This is a genomic window from Thioflexithrix psekupsensis, assembly GCF_002149925.1.
In the GTDB taxonomy this organism is placed as follows: Bacteria; Pseudomonadota; Gammaproteobacteria; order Beggiatoales; family Beggiatoaceae; genus Thioflexithrix; species Thioflexithrix psekupsensis.
On the sequence record NZ_MSLT01000001.1, the window covers coordinates 150,718 to 177,065 of the forward strand.

General features: G+C 43.8%; 16 protein-coding genes. 5 read left to right on the forward strand and 11 right to left on the reverse strand.

Features of this window, described 5'->3' with window-relative positions; translation table 11 throughout:
- Positions 1–26 precede the first annotated feature (26 nt).
- From TPSD3_RS18060 to TPSD3_RS00755, 11 genes are all read right to left on the reverse strand, one after another.
- Positions 27–161, reverse strand: coding sequence for a hypothetical protein (locus TPSD3_RS18060; RefSeq protein ID WP_280938399.1), 135 nt, complete (start codon positions 159–161; stop codon positions 27–29).
- Positions 139–4,389: a DNA-directed RNA polymerase subunit beta' gene (rpoC, locus tag TPSD3_RS00710; protein WP_086486679.1), complete on the reverse strand. Its 4,251-nt coding sequence runs from the start codon at positions 4,387–4,389 to the stop codon at positions 139–141. The genes TPSD3_RS18060 and rpoC overlap by 23 nt, the downstream gene beginning before the upstream one ends.
- 111 nt (positions 4,390–4,500) lie before the next feature.
- Complete coding sequence (rpoB, locus tag TPSD3_RS00715) at positions 4,501–9,039, reverse strand: DNA-directed RNA polymerase subunit beta (RefSeq protein ID WP_086486680.1); 4,539 nt, start codon at positions 9,037–9,039, stop codon at positions 4,501–4,503.
- 159 nt (positions 9,040–9,198) lie between these two features.
- Entirely contained in the window at positions 9,199–9,573 is a 375-nt protein-coding gene (rplL, locus tag TPSD3_RS00720) for a 50S ribosomal protein L7/L12 (RefSeq protein WP_086486681.1), read from the reverse strand.
- Positions 9,574–9,631: 58 nt separating this feature from the next.
- The gene (rplJ, locus tag TPSD3_RS00725; protein ID WP_086486682.1) at positions 9,632–10,165 is read right to left on the reverse strand and encodes a 50S ribosomal protein L10; all 534 of its coding nucleotides are present in this window, start codon (positions 10,163–10,165) and stop codon (positions 9,632–9,634) included.
- A 420-nt stretch (positions 10,166–10,585) separates the two neighbouring features.
- Positions 10,586–11,203, reverse strand: a complete 618-nt coding sequence (locus TPSD3_RS00730; protein ID WP_086486683.1) for a 3'-5' exonuclease — start codon at positions 11,201–11,203, stop codon at positions 10,586–10,588.
- Positions 11,203–13,032, reverse strand: a complete 1,830-nt coding sequence (locus TPSD3_RS00735; protein WP_086486684.1) for a putative nucleotidyltransferase substrate binding domain-containing protein — start codon at positions 13,030–13,032, stop codon at positions 11,203–11,205. The genes TPSD3_RS00730 and TPSD3_RS00735 overlap by 1 nt, the downstream gene beginning before the upstream one ends.
- 164 nt (positions 13,033–13,196) lie before the next feature.
- On the reverse strand, positions 13,197–14,849 hold the full coding sequence (locus TPSD3_RS00740; protein WP_086486685.1) for a cation acetate symporter: 1,653 nt from the start codon (positions 14,847–14,849) through the stop codon (positions 13,197–13,199).
- On the reverse strand, positions 14,849–15,154 hold the full coding sequence (locus TPSD3_RS00745) for a DUF485 domain-containing protein (protein ID WP_086486686.1): 306 nt from the start codon (positions 15,152–15,154) through the stop codon (positions 14,849–14,851). The genes TPSD3_RS00740 and TPSD3_RS00745 overlap by 1 nt, the downstream gene beginning before the upstream one ends.
- Before the next feature lie 198 nt (positions 15,155–15,352).
- Complete coding sequence (locus tag TPSD3_RS00750; RefSeq protein WP_086486687.1) at positions 15,353–17,635, reverse strand: CHAT domain-containing protein; 2,283 nt, start codon at positions 17,633–17,635, stop codon at positions 15,353–15,355.
- Positions 17,636–17,664: 29 nt separating this feature from the next.
- Positions 17,665–18,189: a GTP-binding protein gene (locus TPSD3_RS00755; RefSeq protein WP_086486688.1), complete on the reverse strand. Its 525-nt coding sequence runs from the start codon at positions 18,187–18,189 to the stop codon at positions 17,665–17,667.
- A gap of 179 nt (positions 18,190–18,368) precedes the next feature.
- On the opposite strand from TPSD3_RS00755, the gene ligA reads away from it, so the two are divergent.
- The 5 genes from ligA (at position 18,369) to TPSD3_RS00780 (ending at position 26,346) form a co-directional block, all read left to right on the forward strand.
- The gene (gene ligA, locus TPSD3_RS00760; protein ID WP_086486689.1) at positions 18,369–20,417 is read left to right on the forward strand and encodes an NAD-dependent DNA ligase LigA; all 2,049 of its coding nucleotides are present in this window, start codon (positions 18,369–18,371) and stop codon (positions 20,415–20,417) included.
- A 53-nt stretch (positions 20,418–20,470) separates the two neighbouring features.
- A protein-coding gene (locus TPSD3_RS00765) for an IS1 family transposase (protein WP_217884325.1) occupies positions 20,471–21,185 on the forward strand; the annotation gives its coding sequence in 2 pieces (ribosomal slippage) (positions 20,471–20,724 and positions 20,723–21,185; 717 coding nt in all).
- 349 nt (positions 21,186–21,534) lie between these two features.
- Positions 21,535–23,334, forward strand: a complete 1,800-nt coding sequence (gene lepA, locus TPSD3_RS00770) for a translation elongation factor 4 (RefSeq protein WP_086486690.1) — start codon at positions 21,535–21,537, stop codon at positions 23,332–23,334.
- A complete protein-coding gene (gene lepB, locus TPSD3_RS00775; protein ID WP_086486691.1) occupies positions 23,335–24,165 on the forward strand; it encodes a signal peptidase I in 831 nt (276 codons plus the stop codon). It begins immediately after the preceding gene.
- 348 nt (positions 24,166–24,513) lie between these two features.
- Positions 24,514–26,346: a CHASE domain-containing protein gene (locus TPSD3_RS00780; RefSeq protein WP_086486692.1), complete on the forward strand. Its 1,833-nt coding sequence runs from the start codon at positions 24,514–24,516 to the stop codon at positions 26,344–26,346.
- The last annotated feature ends 2 nt before the right edge of the window (positions 26,347–26,348 follow it).

A 26,348-nucleotide genomic window follows, 5' to 3' on the forward strand; every position in this document is an offset into this window, starting at 1 on the left:
GGGTAAATAGTGGGTGAAATGAGGCGTTATGGGGTTTTTTCTTGATAAAACGGGATTTTCTCATTTTTTACCGCGTCTTGTCCCATTCCCAAGTGAACTTGGGAACGAGACACCACATTGACGCGATGAACAAAAAAACTAAAAATCCGACAAATCATCATCGTCTAAACTAGGAATTTCCCGTTCCCGTTTGACACGTATGGGCGTTGGGAGAATACTGGTGGTGGGTTGACGTTGTTGGTTTTGTCGATCTTTATGATAAGCTAAACCCGTTCCCGCAGGAATTAAACGCCCCACAATCACATTTTCCTTCAAACCGCGCAAATCATCACAACGCCCATTCACCGAAGCTTCGGTCAATACGCGAGTGGTCTCTTGGAACGAAGCCGCAGAAATAAACGAATCAGTCGCCAAAGACGCTTTAGTGATACCTAACAAAATCGGTTCAAACGTCGCTGGCATTTTGCCTTCGCTTTGCACCCGATCATTTTCTTCACGTAAACGCGCCAGTTCTACCTGCTCACCCCGCAACAAACGGGTTTCACCAGAATCGATCACCACCACTTTACGCAACATTTGCCGTACGATCACTTCAATGTGTTTGTCGTTAATTTTAACCCCTTGTAAACGATAAACTTCTTGCACTTCGTTGACAATGTAATTGGCCAGTTTGGTGATACCCAATAAACGCAAAATATCGTGCGGATTTGGCGCGCCATCTACCAAAATTTCGCCACGTTCCACATGTTCCCCTTCAAACACATTGACATGTCGCCATTTAGGAATAGGGATTTCAGTGGCTTCACCGCTTTTATCGGTGATAATCAAACGTTGCTTGGTTTTGGTGTCTTTACCAAAACTCACTGTACCACTGACTTCCGCCAAAATTGCGGGTTCTTTCGGAGCGCGGGCTTCAAACAAATCCGCCACACGCGGCAAACCACCTGTAATATCACGGGTTTTTGACGATTCTTGTGGCAAGCGTGCAATGACATCGCCTACGCTAACACTGCCGCCATCTTCGACAATGATAATTGCTTTCGGTGGTAGAAAATACGAAGCAGGCATTTCCGTGCCGGGAATGCACAAATCATGGCCTTCTTCGTCGATTAATTTCACCATTGGCCGCGAATCTTTGGCGTGACTGGGGCGTTGTTTGGGATCCATCACTTCGATACTGGTTAGACCGGTGATGTCGTCAATTTTACGACTAACAGTTACGCCTTCCATGACTTCACTGAAAGCCACACGCCCTTTCACTTCAGTGATCACGGGATGAGTGTGCGGGTCCCACGTGGCAATTTGTTGTCCTGCTTCCACATGATCGCCGTCGTGTACGGAAAACACCGCACCATAAGGCACTTTATAGCGTTCCCGTTCGCGGTTGAATTCGTCTAAAATGCCCAATTCGCCCGAACGTGATACTGCGATCAATTTACCGGTGGCATTTTCGCCTTGTTGTTGAATGGTTTTGATATTGTGGAGTTTAACAATCCCTTTCGATTTGGCTTCAATGCTATTCACCGCGGCGGCACGAGAAGCTGCGCCTCCAATGTGGAATGTACGCATGGTCAACTGCGTACCGGGTTCACCAATGGATTGTGCAGCGATAACGCCGACAGCTTCCCCGATATTGGCCAAATGTCCGCGTCCCAAATCGCGCCCGTAACACTTGGCACAAATGCCATAACGTGATTCACAGGTGATCGCCGAACGCACGCGCACGCGATCAATCCCATGTTGATCTAAAATGTCCACCCATTTTTCATCAAGTAACGTTCCACGTGTCACAATCGGCTCATCTTGCGTGGGAATCAGCACATCTTCCGCCACCACCCGGCCTAAAATACGATCTCGCAAGGGTTCTACCACGTCGCCGCCTTCGATCAACGGGGTCATTTCCAGCCCATGAATCGTACCACAATCAACTTCCAACACCACCATGTCTTGTGCGACATCAACCAAACGTCGGGTTAAATAACCTGAGTTTGCCGTTTTTAACGCCGTATCGGCCAAGCCTTTACGTGCGCCGTGCGTGGAAATAAAATATTGTAAAACATTTAAGCCTTCGCGGAAATTCGCCGTGATGGGCGTTTCAATAATAGAACCGTCTGGCTTTGCCATCAGACCGCGCATTCCTGCCAATTGGCGAATCTGCGCCGCTGAACCCCGTGCGCCCGAATCGGCCATCATGTAAATCGAATTAAATGATGGCTGCATAACGGGTTTACCGTTCTCATCTAAGCGAATATCGCCATTTTGTTCCCGCACGGGTTCTGTGCCTAATTTGCTCATCATGGCTTTGGCCAATTTGTCATTGGTGTGTGACCAGATGTCAACGACTTTGTTGTAACGCTCGCCATTGGTGATGAGACCAGAGGCATATTGGCCTTCGATTTCTTTTACTTCGGCTTCGGCTTGACCGATAATGTCGGGTTTATCTTCAGGCACGACCATGTCTTCGATGCCGATTGAAATTCCCGCTCGCGTCGCATAGGTAAAACCTGTGTACATCAAGCGATCCGCAAAAATCACCGTTTCTTTTAAACCCACTTGGCGATAACAGGCGTTAATGAGCTTAGAAATGGCTTTTTTGCTCAACGGACAATCGATCAATTTGAACAACAAACCCGCCGGCAGAATATCAGACAATAAAGCCCGGCCAGCCGTGGTACTAACACGAATGGTACGAGGGTGATGTTGCCCTTTGTCGTCGATTTCCACCTCGCGCACGCGCACAGTGACCCGCGCTTGTAAGTCTAATTGACGGTTTTCATAAGCGCGATGGACTTCATTGGTGTCACGCAATATCATGCCTTCACCTTTTGCGCCCAGCCGCTCCCGCGTCATATAGTACAAACCCAACACCACGTCCTGCGACGGCACAATGATCGGTTCACCATTGGCGGGCGATAAAATGTTATTGGTGGACATCATCAATGATCGCGCTTCTAATTGCGCTTCAATCGATAATGGCACGTGAACCGCCATTTGGTCACCGTCAAAGTCGGCATTAAAAGCCGTACAAACTAAGGGATGCAATTGGATCGCTTTGCCTTCGATCAACACCGGTTCAAACGCCTGAATCCCCAAACGGTGCAAGGTCGGCGCACGGTTGAGTAACACAGGATGTTCTCGAATCACTTCTTCTAAAATATCCCAGACTTCTGGGCCTTCGCGTTCAACCAATTTTTTTGCGGCTTTAATGGTCGTGGCCAAACCGCGCAATTCTAATTTACCAAAAACAAACGGCTTAAACAGTTCCAAAGCCATTTTTTTGGGCAAACCGCATTGCTGCAATTTCAACGTCGGCCCCACCACAATCACCGAACGTCCCGAATAATCCACCCGTTTTCCTAACAGGTTTTGCCGAAAACGCCCTTGTTTACCTTTAATCATATCGGCTAAAGATTTTAAAGGCAGTTTATTGGTACCGGTAATGGCGCGGCCGCGACGACCATTGTCTAATAAGGCATCGACGGATTCTTGTAACATCCGTTTTTCATTACGCACAATAATATCAGGCGCATTTAAGTCTAATAAGCGTTTTAACCGATTATTACGATTAATCACCCGACGATATAAATCATTTAAATCTGAGGTGGCAAAACGCCCGCCGTCCAATGGCACCAAAGGACGCAATTCAGGTGGCAACACCGGCAACACTTTTAAAATCATCCATTCGGGACGATTGCCAGAATGCAGAAAAGATTCGATCAGTTTTAAGCGTTTACTCAGCTTTTTAATTTTGGTTTCGGAATTGGTGCTGTTAATCTCTTCGCGTAATTGATTCACCTCACCCGACAAATCCATACTTTTTAACAAGGCATCAATGGCTTCCGCGCCCATTTTGGCCGTGAAATCTTCGCCGTATTGTTCTAAAGCGTCTAAATACTCTTCTTCAGATAACAATTGCCCGCGCAATAACGGCGTTTCAAAGCCCGGATCAATCACCACATAGGCTTCAAAATATAAAATCCGCTCAATATCGCGTAAAGTTAAATCCAATAATAAACCCATACGCGAGGGCAATGATTTTAAATACCAAATATGTGCCACGGGACTGGCTAATTCGATATGTCCCATCCGTTCACGGCGTACTTTGGCTTGGGTCACTTCCACGCCACATTTTTCGCACACGACACCGCGATGTTTCAAGCGTTTGTATTTACCACAAAGGCATTCGTAGTCTTTGATGGGGCCGAAAATCTTGGCGCAAAATAGGCCGTCGCGTTCGGGCTTGAACGTGCGATAGTTAATGGTTTCGGGTTTTTTCACCTCACCATAAGACCATGAGCGAATTTTTTCTGGCGAAGCCAAACCAATACAAATTCGATCAAATTCTTCGATTTGTCCTTGGTGATTGAGTAAATTGAGTAAATCTTTCAAAGCCGTTCTCCCATTGAAGCGCGCAGTCCGTCGATTTCGGATTCGGATAATGCGGAATAACTGCGTTTTTCACAATCACAGTTATTCCTAAAAATGAAGCGGTAAGTAGGATTAATCTTGTTCCAATTCGATGTCGATACCCAACGAGCGAATTTCTTTCACCAAGACGTTAAATGATTCTGGCATTCCTGCTTCCATACGGTGATCGCCATCGACAATGTTTTTATACATTTTCGTGCGTCCGTTGACATCGTCAGATTTGACCGTGAGCATTTCTTGCAGAGTATACGCCGCGCCGTAGGCTTCCAACGCCCACACTTCCATTTCCCCAAAACGTTGTCCACCGAATTGGGCTTTACCCCCTAAAGGCTGTTGCGTGACGAGGCTGTAAGGCCCTGTCGAACGAGCGTGCATTTTGTCATCAACCAAGTGATTGAGTTTTAACATGTACATGTAACCAATGGTGACCGGACGCTCAAAGGCCTCGCCCGTACGGCCATCAAATAAGCGCGTTTGTCCACTGGTGTCTAAACCCGCCAATTGCAACATGTACTTAATGTCTTCTTCACTTGCGCCGTCGAAAACAGGAGTGGCTATCGGCACGCCTTGGCGTAAATTTCGTGCCAAATCAAGAATGTCATCGTCAGACAAACTGTCTAAGTTTTCTGGGCGACCTTTGACATTGTAGATTTTTTCCAAAAAGCCGCGAATTTCTTCAACGGGTCGATAGGCTTTGATCATGTCGTTGATACGATGTCCCAAGCCTTTGGCCGCTAAACCCAAATGCGTTTCTAACACCTGTCCCACGTTCATCCGCGAAGGAACACCCAAAGGATTCAACACAATATCAACCGGCGTACCATCGGCGGTATAAGGCATGTCTTCAATCGGCACGATCATAGAGACCACCCCTTTATTACCGTGTCGTCCTGCCATTTTATCGCCTGATTGAATGCGACGCTTCACGGCTAAATACACCTTAACCATTTTTAACACGCCCGGTGCCAAGTCATCGCCCGTCATGAGTTTACGGCGTTTTTCTTCGTATAACTCATCAGAACGCTGGCGGGCTTCTTTCAAGTGTTCCGAAGCGCGCTCCAACTGTTCGTTGATTTCAGAGTCGTACAAACTGATTTCAAACCAGTGTTCACGTGGCACACTCTTGAGGTATTCCTCATCAATCACCGCATTATTGGCTAGATTTCTCGGGCCACTGATGGCTTTGCGTCCTTTCAACACTTTCTCTAAACGATCATAGGTGTCGTCTTCTAAAATCCGCAATTTATCGCGTAAATCTTTACGGATTTTTTCCAGTTCTGTCTGCTCAATTTGCAAGGCACGCGCATCTTTTTCCACACTATCCCGCGTGAACACTTGCACATCGATCACCGTGCCATTTGTACCCGACGGCACGCGCAAGGAGGTATCTTTCACATCAGAGGCTTTTTCACCAAAAATCGCCCGCAACAATTTTTCTTCGGGAGTCAATTGGGTTTCGCCTTTGGGCGTGACTTTACCGACTAAAATATCACCGGGACGCACTTCAGCCCCAATGTAAACAATGCCCGATTGATCCAACTTATTCAATGCGGCTTCGCTGACGTTGGGAATATCGGCAGTAATTTCTTCAGGCCCCAACTTGGTATCCCGCGCCATACAACTCAATTCAACAATATGAATCGAGGTAAAACGCTCTTCCTGCACAACACGCTCTGACACCAAAATAGAGTCTTCAAAGTTATAGCCATTCCACGGCATAAACGCCACTAACATATTTTGTCCCAAAGCCAACTCGCCCAAATCCGTCGAAGGGCCATCAGCTAATACGTCACCTTTGGCCACCACGTCGCCAATTTGTACTAGGGGACGTTGGTTAATACAAGTATTTTGGTTAGAGCGTAAGTATTTGGTGAGGTTATAAATATCCACACCCGACTCATCGGCTTCGTCGTCGTTGACTCGTACCACAACCCGCGCCGCATCCACCGAATCCACCACGCCACCGCGCTGGGCGATGACGGTAACACCCGAATCGACGGCAACCGCGCGTTCCATTCCCGTACCCACTAAAGGTTTTTCCGTGCGTACGGTTGGCACGGCCTGCCGTTGCATGTTAGACCCCATTAAGGCGCGGTTGGCATCATCGTGTTCTAAGAAGGGAATCAGGGAAGCCGCCACCGATACAATTTGACGCGGCGACACGTCCATGTATTCAATTCGCTCGCGCTGCATTAAGGTAAATTCATTTTCAAAGCGCGCTGTGATCAAATCATCGACTAAACAATTATTGTCGTCTAATTCCGCATTGGCTTGGGCGATGACATAACGGCTTTCTTCAATCGCAGATAAATAATCCACTTGATCCGTGACTTTGCCATTTTCTACCCGACGATAAGGCGTTTCTAAAAAGCCATATTCATTCGTGCGCGCATAGACGGCTAAAGAATTGATTAAGCCGATGTTCGGCCCTTCAGGCGTTTCAATCGGACACACACGACCGTAATGCGTCGGATGCACGTCGCGCACTTCAAAACCAGCCCGCTCCCGCGTCAACCCCCCCGGTCCTAAAGCAGAAACACGACGTTTATGCGTGACTTCGGACAAGGGATTGTTCTGATCCATAAATTGCGACAATTGACTAGAACCAAAAAACTCCCGAATCGCCGCGGAGACCGGTTTGGCATTGATCAATTCTTGCGGCATGATGTTGTCCGATTCGGCCAAGGTCAGGCGTTCTTTTACCGCCCGCTCCACCCGAACCAAACCAATACGGAATTGATTTTCCGCCATTTCACCCACGCAACGAATACGACGATTGCCCAAATGGTCAATGTCATCCACCATGCCATTGCCGTCTCGAATTTGGATCAACGTGCGCAAAACGTCCAAAATATCTTGACGCGACAACGTTCCCACACTGGCTAAAGTTTCAGTGATTTTGAGCAGTGATTCTTTGGTCAACACTTTTAAGTCATGCAGAGCTTTTAAGCCGTGCAAAAAGGTGTCTGCGTCGGGAGTCACGTCATCTACTGCGGCTAAAGCGGACAATGCGGCTTCAACCTCTTGTTTTCGCAACAATTGGTGATGGCATAACAGATTCAAGGTGTATTTTAATGCGGCCGCGTCAGGACGTTGCGCCCACGTATCCACAGCACTCAGTGCCTTCTGCACATCTTCGGGGGCGAAAATCACTTGACCGGCAAAAATGCGCGTTTCTTCTAATCGTTTGAGTAAATCTTTTTCCGATAAACGATAAGCGGTGTCCAAATTCTTAAACGTATCGACAATGGATTGGCGCGACAATATATTGTCTTTAATCAGCGATTGGAAACCTTCTAATAAATCCCGCTCGTTTAACAAACCGACTTCATTAAATGTTTTCACAAAATCAGTTAATTTTGTGCGTTCAATGCGGCGGTTAAATTTCATCCGTCCCACGGCGGATAAATCATAACGTTCAGAGGTAAAAAACAAGTGATGAAACAATTGTTCAGCGGCTTCTGCGGTGGGGGGTTCACCGGGGCGCATCATGCGATAAATTTCCACATAAGCTTCTAAGGGAGTTGTGGTGGGATCAATGCGCAAGGTGTCAGAAATATAAGGGCCGCGGTCTAAATCATTGGTGTAAAGGGTTTGGAAATGATCAATACCGTGTTCGACAAACGTATCGAGTAATTCCGCCGTAATAATATCATTGGCTTTGGCCAAGACACTGCCACCAATGGTACTGACCACATCGTGTGCTAAAATTTTATCTAATAAATAATCACGTGGCACACTTAATGAAGTCATATTGGCTTTTTCCAAAGCGCGAATGTGGCGCACAGTAATGCGTCGCCCAGATTCGACCACCACATTGCCTTCAGTGTCTTTTATATCAAAAGAGGCCAATTCACCTTTTAATCGCTCAGGAATTAAGGTTAAGAAAAACTCATCGCCTTGGCGTTCAAATTGATTGGTTTCAAAGAAAAAGCGCAGCATTTCTTCATTACTAAATCCCAATGCGCGCAACAAAATGGTCGCCGGTAATTTGCGACGGCGATCAATACGCACAAACACACAATCTTTATGATCAAATTCAAAATCTAACCATGAGCCGCGATAAGGAATAATCCGTGCGGAAAATAATAATTTTCCAGACGAATGGGTTTTGCCTTTATCGTGGTCGAAGAAAACGCCCGGTGAACGGTGCAATTGTGAGACAATAACGCGCTCCGTGCCGTTAATCACAAACGTTCCCGTATCGGTCATCAATGGCATTTCGCCCATATAGACTTCTTGCTCTTTGATGTCCTTCATGGTTTGATTTTTAGAGTCTTTTTCGTACAACACAAGACGCACTTTGACGCGCAATGACGCTGCGTATGTCATACCGCGCACTTGACACTCTTTTACGTCAAACATCGGTTTACTTAAACGATAGCTGACGTATTCAAGTACAGCATTCCCCGAATAGCTGACAATGGGAAAAACGGATTTAAAAGCGGCATGGAGTCCGATGTCTTCACGCAGCTCAGGGGTAACCTCTTTTTGTAAGAAAAGACGGTAGGATTCAATCTGAGTGGCGAGCAGATAAGGCACTTTCAAAATGCTGGAACGCTGACCGAAATCCTTACGAATACGTTTTTTTTCCGTGAACGAATAGACCATTATCACTCCCGATTTTACCCCATGGACTGTGAAACAAGCGGGTTTCAAGCCATGAGCCAAGACACGTTAAGACACTAGCAGAAAAAGGCCGGTGACATCACCGTCACCAGCCCGTTTTTTTAAGACGTTAAAAATGCGTCAGATTGGCATACAAGGGGCTTACTTAATGTCCACCGTGCCGCCTGATTCTTCCAATTCTTTCTTGATTTTTGCGGCTTCATCTTTAGAAACGCCTTCTTTCACCACGGAAGGGACACCTTCAACCAAGTCTTTGGCTTCTTTCAGACCTAAGCCGGTGATAGCACGGATGGCTTTAATCACGTTGACTTTCTTATCGCCAAAACCGGTCAACAAGACGTTGAATTCGGTTTGTTCTTCAACCACTGCGGCTTCGGCAGCGGGTGCAGCGGCAACAGCCACCGCAGCGGCAGCAGAAACGCCAAATTTTGCTTCCATTGCGCTGATCAGATCAACAATTTCCATAACGGTCATGTTGGCAATGGTATCTAACAATTCTTCTTTAGAAACGGCCATGATTTTTGATAACTCCTAGCGGGAAAAATAAACTTTCCCAAAATGGTCTAAGTGGAAATTAAGCGGATGCGCTTTGTTTGCTGTCGCGTATCGCAGCGACGGTGCGAACCAGCTTGGCATGCGGTTCGGCCAGCGTGCGTACAAATTTGGTGATCGGTGCTTTGATCACGGACATGAGCAGGCTGATGGCTTCGTCACGGGTTGGCATCTTCGAGATGCGCTCAAGTTCTTCAGCACCATACAACCGACCGCCGATGGCTACGCCTTTGACGGTTAATTTTTTGTTGGTTTTGAGAAACTCTTTAACCACCCGTGCCGCGGCACCGGGGTCTTGTTGTGAGAAAGCCAGAACAACGGGGCCTGTCAAAACCGATTGAAGACATTTAAATTCAGTGTCTTCAATGGCGCGACGCGCTAAGGTATTGCGCACGACTCGAAGATAAACACCGTTATTTCGAGCTTGAATGCGTAATGCCGTCATTTCCGTTACCGTCATGCCACGATATTCAGCAGCGACAGCAGAGAAGGCCGTCGCTGCAACTTCTGCAACTTCTGCGACGATGGCCTGCTTGTCTGCGAGTCTAAGCGGCATATAAGGATACTCCTTGCTTAAAATGAGGGCTGTCACCAGCCTTGGCTTTTTTACCAGCAAAGACCGTTCAGTGGTCTTGCCGTCTGCACTGGCGGAGCGTATTTTCGCGCCTTTAAACGAGTAACAAACTCGCACCTGTGGTCTTTGACGACCGCTGAACGTCAAGATATATCAAACATCAGCAGCCTAACAAAGTCTGTCTAACAAAGGCGTTGATCGATTCGATCATGTTCCTTTGTTTGGTGTATTCGGTATAAGTGCAAAAACTGGAGATTGTAATGGATTTTTTTGGAGGTGTAAAGTGTTTTTTTTGTTTACACCAGTGGGAGGTGAGCGTAATGGGACAGGAGGGCGTTGTCTGAATCAGTTTGAACGAATTAAACGAGTTTCTGATTCAGACAAAACAAGCCCATTTTAAAATTAAAAACTGTGTTTTAATTTCAAGTACATTAATGCTGTCATTAAGGCATCATTATAAGCATCGTGTTGTCCTAAAACAGGCAAATCTAAATCTTGCATCATGCTATCAAAACGCAAATCAATTTGGCGCGGCTGATGAGAACGCGCACTGCCATATTTGCGATCATAATATAAGCCTGAGACTTCAATTTGTGGATTGGGCAGCGCAATGCCGAGTAATGGACGAATATATTTATTCAATAACGCCACTTGAAATTCCAAGTAATAACCCACCAACGGCCGCGAACCAATAAATTGTAAAAAGGCTAAAATAGCCACTTCGGGCGATAAACCATTTTCCAAATCACAACGGCGTAAATGGTGTTTTTTTATCGAATGTTCATCTAATTCTGAAGAGGGTTGAATAAACAATTCTAAGCGACGGCTGGTCAAAATGCGATTATTTTCAACAAATACCGCACCAATAGACAAAATGTCCGCTTTTTTCACATCAAAGCTGCTGCTTTCACAATCAAAACACACAAGATTATTATCAGGAGGCATTTCAAATAAAAAACGGTATTTATCGTTTTTTAACCGCCGTTGTTCTCGTTGCAATTTAGCAAATAAGTCAAACATCAAGACACCATGTTTAAACGAAAATGATGGGTAATGAATTTTTTAAATTCATTCACAATCTTAAACGAATCTTTTAACAAATCACGTTCCAGTTTATTAAGCGCGTCTGGCTTAATATAATTGTCGTAATCTTGGTTTAAATTAACCTTTTTCAATTCGGCATCTAAGCGAATTGAAATCATAAAGGCAAACGCTTCAATTAACTCAATGGCAAAATCTTTATCCAATACACCTTTATCGCGTAAGACTTTAATGCGTTCAATAGTATTGGTGCAAGTCAGACGATGTTCTAAGGCCAAACTGCGCACCCCGTGAACAATGGGGAAAATTCCGCCTTTTTTCATGTCGAGTTCATCTTTATGCTCATTTTTCTCGACAATAAAACCTTCAAACCAACTCAATGGCGTTTCAAAAGCCAAAGTAGGACGGGCAAAACTGCTGAAAAAGATTAAATTATCGTTTAATAATTTATACAGATAATTTTTCACCGCAGCCAATAAACTGGTATCGCCCGCAATCGCTTGGGCATCGTAGAAAATCGCCAAGTTCATCAAAGCTTCTTCGTTGGGTTGATCCACCCAGTCATACATTTGATCTTGGAAGGCTTTTAGCGATTTACACCAAAAAGGATTACTCACCATAATTTTGCCCGGACACGGCGGATAACCAAAATCAATTAAAATCTCGGTTAAACTCTGGGTTAATTTAGGCAAATCAGGATATTCAAAACCATCGCGTAAAATAATTGCATTGTCTTGATCGGTTTTTAAAATCTGCTCTTCGCGCCCTTCGCTGCCCATGACCAATAAACAAGAATTCGCTAATAATTCGGGCGGCGCAATTAATTGGTACAGTTTCTCAAAAATCTTTTTATTTAATTCGCCCACCAATTGCGAAATAAAACGCACTTTTACACCACGACTATACAACGATTGAATCATGCTCACCAAGGTTTGACTGGCTTTTTTCAATTGTTCCGTGGTGGTGGCGCGCTCAATTTGCACCGCAATTAAATGCGAATGGGTGGAAAAATAACTTAATAAATCCACTTGATCCAAAATGCCTGCGATTTGATTTTCTCTGTCGTAAATAATCAAATGCTTAATCGAATTGCGCGTCATTAATAAATTGGCATTAAACAAAAAATCATCTATTTTCGCGCCAATTAAACGATACGTGGCAATATCGCCCACTGCAGCATCAATCGGCACGCGCTTTAACACCACATGATTAGACACATCGGTGTCCGTCATAATCCCCACATCTTGATCGCGTTTAATCAATAAGGCCATGACTTTCTGCTCACGCATTAATTTTACCGCTTCCGCAATCGACACTTGGGCATCCACAAAAACAGGCGGCTGAATATACGCATCTTCAATACGCGCCACCATAAATGAGGCCACTTCTTTACTATTGCGTTGTTCAATCAGATCGTTTAAACGCGCCGTTAAGTCCTGATAATAAAAATTTTCAAAACTTTTATTACGATGGAGAATATTTAAAAAAACCACCTTCGGCACTAAATAACAAATCGTTTCTTCTTGCGCCACAAAAGCGTTGGAATTAGAATTTTCAATTAAAGCCAGCGGATTAAACGAATCTTGTTTAGTATAAACCGACACTTTTTCTTCATCGCTTAATTCATGCACCAAGCCTTTAATCACAATAAATAAATGATCAGGCACTCGCCCCGCCGGAATTAAATATTCCCCCGTCTTAAAATAAGCAATATCGACCGATTGCACCATACGCTCTAAATCCGCTTCTAATAAGCGATCAAAAGGCGGAATCGCCGCAATAAATGTTTTTTGTTCCAATACACTCAAAATAACACCTCAACCTTTAGAACATCTTTATTCAATAAAAAAAGCCACAACCGCAGTGAATGTTAAAAAATACTCAACATTCAACAACCTTTGTGGCTTTCTGTCCATATTTTGGGGGAAGAGGAGACTCTTCCCCCGATCACACAACAAACTGCAAGACGCGATTAGTGGCTAGAAGCCCCTTCCGCACCGATACCCGTTTGACAACGAATATCTTGTGCTTCAAACGCAGCCAAGTCGATCTTCGCCCGCTCGCTCTTATCAGTAATCGAGAAGAACCAAATACCGACAAACGCAATGGTGACTGAAATCAACGCAGGATGTTTGGAGAAGAAAATTGCCTTTTCAAAACCTAAAACATCTACCCAAATGGTTGGCCCTAATACCACCAATGCAATCGCAGTCAACAAACCAATTAATCCCCCGATAAATGCACCACGAGTGGTCAGTTTAGACCAGAACATGGACATGAATAATACGGGGAAGTTTGCGCTGGCAGCAATCGCAAATGCCAAGCCGACCATGAAGGCAATGTTTTGTTTCTCAAACAAAATACCCAAAAAGATAGCCATAATCCCTAATGCGACTGTTGCCATCTTAGAAATGCGCATTTCTGTCACTTCATCCACTTTGCCTTTTTTGATCACAGAGGCATATAAGTCATGAGAAATCGCTGACGCGCCTGCTAAAGTTAAGCCCGCAACCACCGCTAAAATCGTTGCAAAAGCCACCGCAGAAATAAAGCCTAAGAAAACATTTCCACCCACTGCTTTGGACAAATGAATCGCAGCCATGTTAGAGCCGCCGATCAACGCGCCTTTTTCATCTAAGAATTCAGGTGTATTTAATAATACGATAGCACCAAAACCAATGATAAAGGTCAAAATGTAGAAATAGCCAATAAAACCAGTGGCATAGAGTACAGATTTACGGGCTTCGCGTGCATCAGAAACCGTAAAGAAACGCATTAAAATATGTGGTAAACCAGCCGTACCGAACATCAAGGCGATACCCAAAGAAATGGCAGAGTACCAGTCAGACACTAAACCACCGGGTGCCATGATGGCCGCTCCTTTGGCATGAACTTCAACCGCTTTTTCAAACATTTGCTCAGGGCTGAAATTGAACTGGGCTAACGCCATACCAGCGATGAAGGTTGCGCCAGAGAGCAACAAAACTGCTTTGATGATCTGTACCCATGTGGTCGCTAACATACCGCCAAAGGTGACGTACAGAATAATCAGGATACCGACTAAAACCACAGCCAGTTCATAAGACAAACCGAACAGAAGTTGAATCAGTTTACCTGCACCCACCATCTGGGCGATCAAGTACAGCAGAACGGTGGTCAAAGCCCCAAAAGCAGACAAGGTACGAATGGGAGTTTGTGCCAAACGGTAAGAAGCCACGTCTGCGAAGGTGTATTTACCTAAGTTACGTAAACGCTCTGCCACTAAGAACAGAATCACTGGCCAACCGACCAAGAAACCGATGGAGTAAATCAAGCCATCAAAACCTGATGCGAATACCAAACCTGAAATCCCCAAAAACGACGCAGCCGACATGTAGTCACCCGCAATCGCCAAACCGTTTTGAAAACCAGTGATACCACCGCCAGCGGTGTAAAAGTCTTTTGCTGTTTTTGTACGTTGTGCTGCCCAATAGGTAATCCCTAGCGTTGCACCTACAAATATCAAAAACATAATAATCGCGGTTACATTCAAGCTCTCCTCTTTAGCACCTGTGGACTGTGCAAAGACGGCAGATGCCAGAAATAGAGTAATAAACCCACCCCACAGAATAAAATTCTTGACCATTATTTCAATTCCTCCTTGATTTCTTTGGTCAGACGGTCAAATTCGCCGTTAGCGCGATAGACATAAACCCCTGTTACTACGAATGCAAAAATAATGATTCCTAATCCAGCGGGAATGCCAACGGTAATTACTGAACCACCGATAGACTGGGCGAATACACTGGGGGCGAAAGCGATGATCAAAATAAAGCCGTAATATGCTCCCAACATTAAGGCAGAAAGTATCCAAATAAACGGCGTGCGTTTAGCGACTAACTCCTTGTATTTTGGGTTATTTTTGACTTTTTCAACAATATCTTGTTGCATCAATGACTCCTATTGGTTGGTTGTTAGTTAAGTGCGGGTATTAATTTTTTTTACCGAACTTATAAGTAAAATCAACAGTGATAGATGTTATCGTGAATAATTATTTTTAGCAACGATTATTTGCCACACCTCTGTCGAATCACAGACAGGCAAAATCAGGTGTTTACTCAAACCCAATAACGTAAAACAAGCACATCATCATAACCAATTCCCGGTCAACAGAAAAGGCCCCCAATAAGCAGGATGCTGATAACGGGGATGTCGCAACAACTGCATTTGCACCTGTTGTAAGGCTTTGGCTTTGGAGATTCCTGAAGCATTCAGCAAGGTCTGGTAAAACTGTGTCATCGCCAACGCAGTCGCCTCGTCATCCACAAACCACAACGTTGCCATCGCACTGCGTGCGCCCGCTTTCACCGCCACACCCGCTAAACCCAGTGCCGCTTTATCATCACCCACTGCTGTCTGACACGCGCTGAGTGTCAGCAACTCAATGGGCTGTTGACGAAAGCTCCCCAAACCAATCACCGTCTGTAGGCGATCTATTGTAATTTTATCGTGATAATTAAGCAAATAAGTTTGCTGTGGGTCTGCGCTGAATTCGCCGTGCGTGGCGAGATGAATCGCAGTAAATTCTGTGGCACGCAATTGCCCTTGTAGATTTTCCAAAGAAAAATTTTTGTCTAATAAAATTGTGGCGCGTTGCGTCACTTCAGCAATTCGTTGTAGTTCTTTGGGAACGCTGGGCAGCGGCGGATAATTCTGCACGGCTTCGGATAAGCCTGCGAGTAAAAATTGGGCATTGTGCCAATCAATCTGCTGAGGTTCAGTCAAAGTTAAACCCGGTGTAATGGCTAAGGCGTACTGTTCAATTAAAAATTGCTGACCATCAAATAACGTCGCCATAGGCACGGTACGCAATAATCCATCTGGCACAAAAACCAAAGTATCTACTTGACGTTTTTTTAAATAAGACTGAAGTGGTTGAATGAGCCAATCATATAATTGTTGTGCGGGATAAAGATAACGTTTATTCGGTCGCGTTTGCAAGCCTGTGCGTAAAAGCAATAATTGTTCTTCAACTGCTTGTTGCGTGGCAGAAACGGTAAAAACTTTAATGCCCTCTCCCGCACTGACCAATAACACCAAACGATCCGCTAAAGTAATGGGATAAATCACCGCGGTATGTTCAACCAATTGATCCAATTCAGGATAATCACGCTCCGCCGTCGAGACACAATCATCTTGGAAATAATTGCGCAATTCGGCTAATTTCGCTTGTTCAATACTGGATCGGGCTTGTTTTAACCAGTGTTGTTTATCTTCTTCTTGTGTGGCTTTACTGGCTTTATGTAAAAACAAATCGGCTAATTCATAATAAACAGGTCTAACCACTTCATTAAAATGGCCTTGAACAATTCGTTGTCCTGTTTCTAATAACTCTTGAATTGGCTGCAAAATATCGGCTGACATTTGATAAAGTTTAATCGCTTCATCGACCTCACCTAATTCTCGTTGAATGCGCCCCATTTGCCAATAGGCTTGATAAAGCAATTCTAAAGAATTCGATTGATTAGCATAAAAAATAGTTTGACGGGCATAATCTAAAGCATTAGAAAATTGCCGTGACTGTTCTGCTAATAGTGCATGTTGTTGATAGCTTAATGCCAATAAACGTGGTTGCTGTAATTCTTGGGCTAATTCATGGGCTTTTATAGCCGCTTGATATAACTGATTAAGCAGCTGTTGTTTATCGCTAATAGATAAATCAGGAAAAGTCAATAATTTTTGTAAATGTTGACTATAAGTTAATAAGAAACTGGCGGTGTGTTGCGTATGGGGTTGTTGTAATAATTGCGTGGCTAATTGTTGAGAAAAAGGCAAAATGGCAGTTATTTCTTCTTGTGCGATTAAAGCAAATAAATGGTTTAATGCAATCTTAAAAAATAAAGACAAATCATCCCCATTCGCCACCAATGCCGCAGCGCGTTGATAACAGGCTAACCCCTCTTCTAAAGCATCATGAGCCAACCAAACATTACCCAAACTGTTTAAGGCATGTGCTAAAATAGCGGGGTCATTGAGAGATTCGGCTAAAGTGACGGCTTGTTGCGCATACGCTAACGCGGCTTCTTGATCGCCAATGGTCAACCACGCATCGCTGAATTGACTGAAAATTAAAGCTTGTTGAGTGGGATCGCCATATTGTTCGGCGTATTTAATTGCTTGATCTAATTGTAAAAAAACGTGGCGATGCTTGCCTAAAGCCTGTTGTGCGGCGGCTAAACGGCTGTGTAATTGTATTTTTTCTTCCCCACTGGCCGATGGCAAACGTAATTCCCATGCACGAATGGCGTGTTCAAATCTCCCTTGCTCATAAGCCTGCCACGCACTGTCAGCCCACACCGGTGCAGATAAAGAAAAACCACCGAATAAATAAAAAACAATTAGCCCATAAAACAAATATAATCCATTGCGCATAACTAAAACATTCCAAAATAAAAGTGAAATTAAACCGCTTGTAAAATCGCTAATAAAGCGTGAATTAAAATTTTTACATCATTGGGTTGACGTGCATCCACTTCAAAAATCGGCACGATTTGTCCGCGCTGCATTAAGGCCTGTTGATAATCGAATAAAGTTAATTGTTGACTGACATCAAATCGCGTCACACCAATCACGACTCCCGTTTGGGCAATAAAATCTTTAAACGCATCTAAATAAAAAGCCAAATCTGCTAAAGGATCAGGACGCGCATTATCCAACATTAAAACCAAACCAATGCCGCCGCGGGTTAAAATTGTCCACATATAATCGAATCGCGCTTGGCCGGGCGTGCCGTACAAATGGATGCGTTCGCCCGCATCCAAAGTGATATAACCATAATCCATTGCCACGGTTGTGTTTTCTTTGCGATTTTTGCCTTCTTCATCGCTACAGCGGACATCAGTGGAAATGGGGGGAATTTCGCTGATCGAGGCAATGGCCGTGGTTTTGCCTGCCCCCATCGGGCCTGTGAAAATAATTTTATCCATAGGGATTCACTCACGATAACTGTAAAACATATACCTAACCAACACCGTGTAGCAAAAAGTGTTGCAGTCCATTATGCGCTTTTTGCCTGTTCTTTTACAGCCTTTGGTGTGGGGACGGGAAATCACGCTAAAGTATCATTCTCCTCTGCTCATTTCGCTAAAAATAAGGACGCTGTAAAATGAATTTATCCGCCGATCAATTACGACAAAAAATAGAACAATTACGCGCATTATTAAATCAATATCGTCATGAATATTATGTGTTAGACGCGCCCACCATTCCAGATCATGACTATGATCAATTATGGCAACAATTACAAGCATTAGAACAGGCTTATCCTGAATGGGCGCGTCAAGATTCGCCCATACAACAAGTGGGTGCCGCGCCATTACCCACATTTGCACCTGTAAAACATCGTTCGGCCATGTTGTCATTAAGCAATGCGTTTGAAGCCCAACATATCACTGATTTTGATCGCCGTTTGCGTACGCGCTTAGAAGTGGATTTAATCGAATATGTGGCCGAATTAAAAATAGATGGCTTGGCGATTAGCTTATGCTATGAACAAGGGCAGTTAATCCAAGCAGCCACTCGTGGCGATGGATCGCAAGGAGAAAATGTCACGGCCAATGTAAAAACCATTTCCTGCATTCCTCAACAATTAAAAGGGGAAAATATTCCGCGTTTTTTAGAAGTACGGGGAGAAGTTTTTATGACGCGACAAGGCTTGGTAGAATTAAATCAAAAACAAGCCCAACGTCAAGAACGAATCTTTGCCAATCCGCGTAATGCGGCGGCCAGTAGTTTGCGTCAATTAGATGCCCACATTACCGCACAACGTCCTTTATTATTTACCGCTTATTCTGTGGTAGAAATTGACGGAATAACCCAGATTTTATCGCACTATGAATTATTGCAACAATTGGCACAATTCGGCTTACCAATTTCTGCTTATTCTGAAAAAGTAACGGGCGTTTCGGGTTGTTTAGCTTATTATGAAAAAATAAAAACATTACGCGATCAATTACCGTTTGATATTGATGGTGTGGTGTATAAAGTGGATAATCTGGCACAGCAACAATTGGCGGGTTTTGTGGCGCGTGCGCCGCGGTGGGCAATTGCGCATAAATTGCCTCCGCAAGAAGTCTCGACGACCGTTTTAGCCATTGACAGCCAAGTGGGACGCACGGGCGCAATTACGCCTGTGGCGCATTTACAGCCTGTTTCTGTGGGTGGAGTCACGGTCAGCCGCGCCACTTTGCACAATCAAGAAGAAATTAAACGTAAAGATATTCGTGTGGGAGACACGGTTATTGTGCGACGTGCGGGGGATGTGATTCCTGAAATTGTCAGTGTGGTGTTGGCACAACGCCCAGAAAACGCCCAACCTTTTGTTTTTCCTACTCATTGTCCTTCGTGTGGCAGCGAATTAACTCCCAATGATAATGAAGATGTGGTGATTCGTTGTCGCAATCAATTTCATTGTCCTGCGCAATTGCAACAAAGTGTGGTTCATTTTGCCTCACGACGCGCGATGGATATTGCAGGATTAGGAGAAAAATTAATCACGCAATTATTAGAAAAAAATTATATTGCGGATGTGGCTGATTTGTACCAATTATCCGTAGAAAGATTGTCTCATTTAGAGCGTATGGGCAAAAAATCAGCGGAAAATTTAATGCGTGCATTAGAAGAAAGCAAACAAGTTCCATTAGGACGCTTTTTATACGCGCTGGGCATTCGCAATGTGGGAGAAGTGACTGCGCATCAATTGGCAGAACGATATGGCGCATTAAACGCATTAATGCAAGCTGATTTAGACAGTTTAAAAAGCACCGCGGGAATCGGTGAACAAGTGGCGCAAATGATTTATAATTTTTTTCAAGAAAAAAGTAATCAAGAATTATTAGCCCGTTTAAAAGCCGCGCAATTGATCGCTTGCCAAGATCAATCTCATGCTCAACCTATCGCTACACCCAAAGCACAAATTTTATTGGGAAAAACGATTGTAGTAACGGGAGTCTTTCAACAATTCACTCGTGACGAATTAACCCGTCAATTACGCGAATTAGGCGCAACGGTGAGTGGCAGTGTGTCTAAGAAAACCCATTATGTGGCCGTGGGCGAATCCGCAGGCAGTAAATTCACCAAAGCACAGGAATTAGGAATTACTTGTTTAAATGAAGAGGAATTGTTGGCGTTAATGGGAAGGGGTAGTCCCCTCTAGGTGGTGATAAATGGTATAATATCCATTTTTATAGAGATAAAGAGGAAAAGCGAATGAAATGTCCCCGTTGCCAATCCCAAGCGATTGTAAAGAATGGAAGTATTAATAGTGGAAAGCAAAAATATGCCTGTAAAGATTGCGGTCGTCAGTTTGTGGAAAATCCCCAGAACACCAATCAGCCTATTCCTCAAACGACGGTAGAACTGATTGATAAATTGCTTCTTGAGCGGCTGTCTTTAGCCGCTATTGGTCGGGTAACGGGCGTATCAGCCAGTTGGTTACAAAGATACGTCAATAAAAAATATGAACAACCCCACGCGAAGTCCATGTAAAAAAAAATCTAAACGGCGGCTTACCCTACAGTGTGACGAGATGTGGTCTTTTGTCCAAAACAAGAAAAACAAACAGTGGATATGGATTGCCTTAGATATAGAAACCCGTGAAATTATAGGAGCTTATGTGGGTAAACGAGATGAAGCCGCGGCGCAAAAATTGTGGAAGTCTCTTCCACCAGTGTATCGGCAATGTGCTGTCTCGTATACCGATTTTTGGCAGTCCTATCAATCTGTTTTTCCTAGTAAACGCCATCATGCTGTTGGCAAACAAACAGGTCTAACCAACCTTGTTGAACGTCTTAATTGCCCCCTGAGACAGCGTATTTCTCTTCTGGTCAGAGAAATGCTATCCTTCTCTAAAAAATTAGAAAATCACATCGGAGCAATTTGGCACTTTATTCACCATGATAACGAATCATTAGATTTGGGATAATTTTATTCATATCACTACTTGGCTAGGACTACCGACTTGTGTAGATACCTTTGCATGTCAGGGTCAGGGTAGGGAAAAAAAAATTTTTCTAAGTCCGTACAAAAACAAACCCAATTGCTTGACGATGATCGAGCAGCAGTTGAATGGGGAATTGCTGTAATATTCTGTCTTTGGTTTAAGAAGTGTATCATTTGCGCTATAATGGTGGCGTTGTGACAAATTGGCCACATCATTTACACGATACGCAACGGTTAGATGAGCAACCCGTCGTCTGCATTTTTCTAAAGACATACGCTGATTGTCCTAGCTCACCTTTTAGGCAATCCTTACTTACGCCCTTATACGCGGCATGAAGCACCAGAACATTCGCAATTTTTCTATTATTGCCCATATCGATCACGGTAAATCCACTTTAGCCGACCGCTTTATCCAAGTGTGCGGCGGACTCAGTGAACGTGAAATGGCAGAACAAGTTCTTGATTCTATGGATTTAGAACGAGAACGCGGTATCACTATTAAAGCCCAAAGTGTGACATTGGACTACAACTCCCGCAATGGCCAAACTTATCAATTAAACTTCATTGATACGCCTGGACATGTGGATTTTTCCTATGAAGTGTCTCGTTCCCTAGCGGCTTGCGAAGGGGCTTTGTTGGTGGTTGATGCGGCGCAAGGCGTTGAAGCCCAAAGTGTCGCCAACTGTTACACGGCGTTGGAACAGGGGTTAGAAGTGATCCCTGTGCTAAACAAAATCGATCTCCCCGCGGCCGATCCAGAACGAGTCATTCATCAAATTGAAGACATTATCGGTATCGAAGCCAGTGACGCTCTGCGCATCAGTGCTAAAACAGGCATCGGAATCGAAGACTTATTAGAACAACTGATTGAGCGCATTCCTGAACCTAAAGGCAATCCGGATGCCCCTTTGCAAGCCTTGATTATTGATTCTTGGTTTGACAACTATTTGGGCGTGGTGTCCTTAGTTCGTATTATGGATGGTACGCTGCGCAAACGCCAAAAAATTCTTGTGATGTCCACCGGGCGCAAAGTCCAAGTTGAACAACTCGGCATTTTTACCCCAAAACCCAAAGATCGAGACAGTCTTTCGGTGGGCGAAGTGGGTTTTGTGGTGGCCGCCATCAAAGATATTGACGGCGCGCCCGTAGGTGATACCCTCACCAGTGCGGATAATCCCATTGATAAACCCTTGCCGGGATTTCAAGCCATTAAACCGCGGGTATTTGCGGGCATGTTTCCCATTGACGCTTCCGATTACGACGCATTTCGTGAGGCTTTGGGGAAATTACGTTTAAACGATGCCGCGTTATATTATGAGCCAGAGAATTCACAGGCTTTAGGGTTTGGTTTTCGTTGTGGTTTTTTAGGAATGCTGCACATGGAAATTGTGCAAGAACGCTTAGAGCGGGAATATGAATTAGATTTGATCACGACAGCACCCACTGTGATTTACGAAGTGATCACCACCGACGGCGAAACTTTAATGGTGGATAATCCAGCCAAACTGCCCCCACCCAATAAAATCGCTGAAATCCGCGAACCCATCGTAGAAGCCAATATGCTTTTACCCCAAGAATATTTGGGCAATGTCATCAATTTGTGTGTTGAAAAGCGCGGCGTACAGACCAAACTGCAATACATGGGACAGCAAGTGGCTTTGAGTTATCGTTTACCCATGAGCGAATTGGTCTTAGATTTTTTTGATCGGCTTAAATCGGTCAGTCGGGGTTATGCGTCGCTGGATTATAATTTTCTCCATTTTCAACCGGCTGATCTGGTGAAATTGGATATTCTTGTTAATGGAGATCGAGTGGATGCGTTGTCAATTATTATTCACCGCGATCAAACCAATGGGCATGGACGCGATCTGACTGAAAAAATGAAGGAAGTTATCCCACGACAAATGTTTGACGTGGCGATTCAAGCGGCCATTGGCAATCACATTATTGCGCGTCAAACCGTCAAGGCCTTGCGCAAAAACGTTACCGCCAAATGTTATGGTGGTGATATTACCCGTAAACGTAAACTGTTAGAAAAACAAAAGGAAGGCAAAAAGCGCATGAAACAAGTGGGTGCAGTGAGTATTCCACAAGATGCGTTTCTGGCAGTTTTACATGTTGGAAAAAAATAAATGAATTGGGATTTGGCTACCTTACTGGTGTTGTTAGTTGGAGTCAGCACATTGATCTGGCTTTACGACAAACTTTTTCTTGAACGCAAACGCCTGGCCGCACAAGCCAATGCGTCAAAAAACGCCGCCGGTTTAGACCCTTCGGAAACCGTGCGCGTACCGTTAATGGTGGATTTGGCGCGTTCGTTTTTGCCGGTGTTTTTAATTGTATTATTGCTGCGATCATTTTTGGTCGAGCCGTTTCGTATTCCTTCTGGTTCGATGATGCCGACTTTGTTGATTGGGGATTTTATTCTGGTCAACAAATTTAGTTATGGTTTTCGCTTACCGGTTTTAAATACAAAAGTGATTGAAATGGGTAAACCGCAGCGGGGAGATGTGGTGGTTTTTCGCTATCCTGAAGACACTGCCGTTCCGTTTATCAAGCGCGTGGTGGCGATTCCCGGCGATCATATCGTGTATCATAACGCCAACAAAACCATTTACATCAATGGCGAGCCAATGCCGCAAGAGTACATTGGGACTTATCAAGGGGTAGGCTCTGGCAGTAATATGACAGGTGCGGAACAACGTCTGGAGAAACTCTCTGATGTACAACATGAGATTTTAGTGTTGCCGGGGCGATTATCACCGGGGCCGTATCAGGAAATGATCGTGCCACCTGATGAATATTTTGTCTTAGGAGACAATCGAGACAACAGCCGTGACAGTCGTTTTTGGGGAACGGTACATGATGAGCATTTGATTGGTAAGGCGTTTTTCATTTGGATGAACTGGGACAGTGCCAATGGTGGCATTAGTTGGCCGCGCTTAGGAATGCGTATCGAATAACACCACGCTTGATCAATGCGTAAAAAAACAGGGATAACACACTTTTGGCTGTTGTCCCTTTTTTATCGCATCATCACATTGATTTTGTGGTGGCAAAAACATTGCTTATTCATTGATCGCTCAATATTATCGTCATTATCTCTCCATGAAACTTATTTTAATTGAGTTTAATGGGCTTTAATGGAGGAAACTCTGTCAGAAATGGTATCAATTTTTTTCCATATAAGTTTGCGATAAAATAGGGTAAACTGAACCGATTAAAATCGTGTCGCCTTGCTTAAAAGCCATCGCTCCAACGGCATTGTTTAAGCCAACAGTAAATAAAATCTTTAAGGATAAAGAGGACTCATGAAAACCTCTCTTGCTAAATTATCCAATTGGGAAGCCATTCGTCGTTTTTTACCGATCATATTAACAGCCACCTTCGGCTTAATTTTATCCGTTGGGCTTTTTTTATTCGCACGCCACTGGGAAGATCAAAAAAATAAAGCTGAATTTGAACGTTTTGCCCGAGATCGGGTTTTAATTTTAGAAAATGCCTTAGATTTTAATTTAGATTTATTATATACCGTTGATTCGTTTTTGGAGATGAATCAATATGTACTGGAGCGAGATTTATTTGCGCGATTAGCCACACATTTAACAAATAATTATGATTTTATTCAATCTTTGCAATGGTCACAAAAAGTAGAACATGAAAAACGTGCAGAATATGAATTAAAATATGAGACAAAACTTCCTACATTTGAAATCCTAGAACATGATGGCAGCAAAAAAAATCTGATTCGTGCGGCGGATCGTCCTTTTTATCTTCCTTTGGATTTTATTGAACCTGGAAGTGGTAATGGTGTGGCTTTGGGATTTGATTTAATGTCGCACCCTGAATTGCAAACTTTATTGCAAGAAGCCATTGATGCGGCTGAGGTGCGCGTTGCGCCGCACATTACTTTGGTAGAAGTGCCACAGGCTGAATTGCACGGGTTATTAGTGGCTATTCCCGTCTATCGCGGCATTAGAAAAGAATTAGAAACGGTTGAAGCGCGTCGAGCGGCTTTTATTGGTTTTATCACGGGACTTTACCAAATTGGAGATATTTTAGATTCGCGTTTAAAAGAACATTTTTCATTGACTTCTATTGACACTCGTTTATACAGTTTACATCCGCCAAATGATGAAGAACGTTTTTTATATTTTTACCCCGGCATAAAAAACGACAGTCGCTACAGCACAGAAGATTATTTATCTTATCATTTTTCTGATTCCAGTGATTTTGAAGATGCGGCATTAAAATTTGAAGCCACTTTTAAAGTGGGTGGATTAAAGTTTAAAGTGCGTTGTTTACCTTCGCCTGATTATAAAGCCGTTAATCGTTTGGAAGCGATCAGTTTATTATTTTTTGGCTTATTGATTACCGCATTATTAGCGGGTTATTTTTACATTAGTATGCGTCACGCCTATGATTTGGCAGAAACGGCCGAGTTAGCCAATAAAGCCCAAACTAATTTTTTAGCCAGCATGAGCCATCAAATGCGCACACCCATTAATGCCATTACGGGTTATATTGAATTGTTAATGGAAGAAGCACGAGAATTAGAAGAATCAGGTTTGCGCGAAGATATTGAGAAAATTTATATTTCTGCCCGTTATTTATTATCATTAAGTGAGGGAATTTTAGATTTATTTAAAATTAAGTCAGGACGTATTGAATTGCGTCGAGAAACCTGCGAAGTGTCAGGATTAATTCGAGATATTGAAGACATTGCCATGCCGTTGGTGCGTCGTAATAGTAATCAATTGGTGATTACTTGTGGTCACGATGTGGGCGCAATGAACACGGATATTACCCGAATTCACCAAATTTTATTAAATTTAATTAATCATATTGCTGAAAATTCTTATAAAGATGAAGTGCGTTTAGTGGTGTCCAGAGAAACTTTAGAAGGTTATGAGTGGATTCGTTTTGAGATTAGCGGCCGTTTATTGGAAATGACGCAGCATGACCGAGAAACCTTACAGCAAAAATTAAAACGCGCTGAAACCTCTACCAGCGATGAACAAGCCGATTTACGTATGGGTTTGGTGATCAGTGCGCACTTGTGGCGTATGCTGGATGGACGCATTTCTGTGGCTTTACAAGGGGATAGAACCCTGTTTATTCTCCATTTTCCTGCATTACCGTAAAA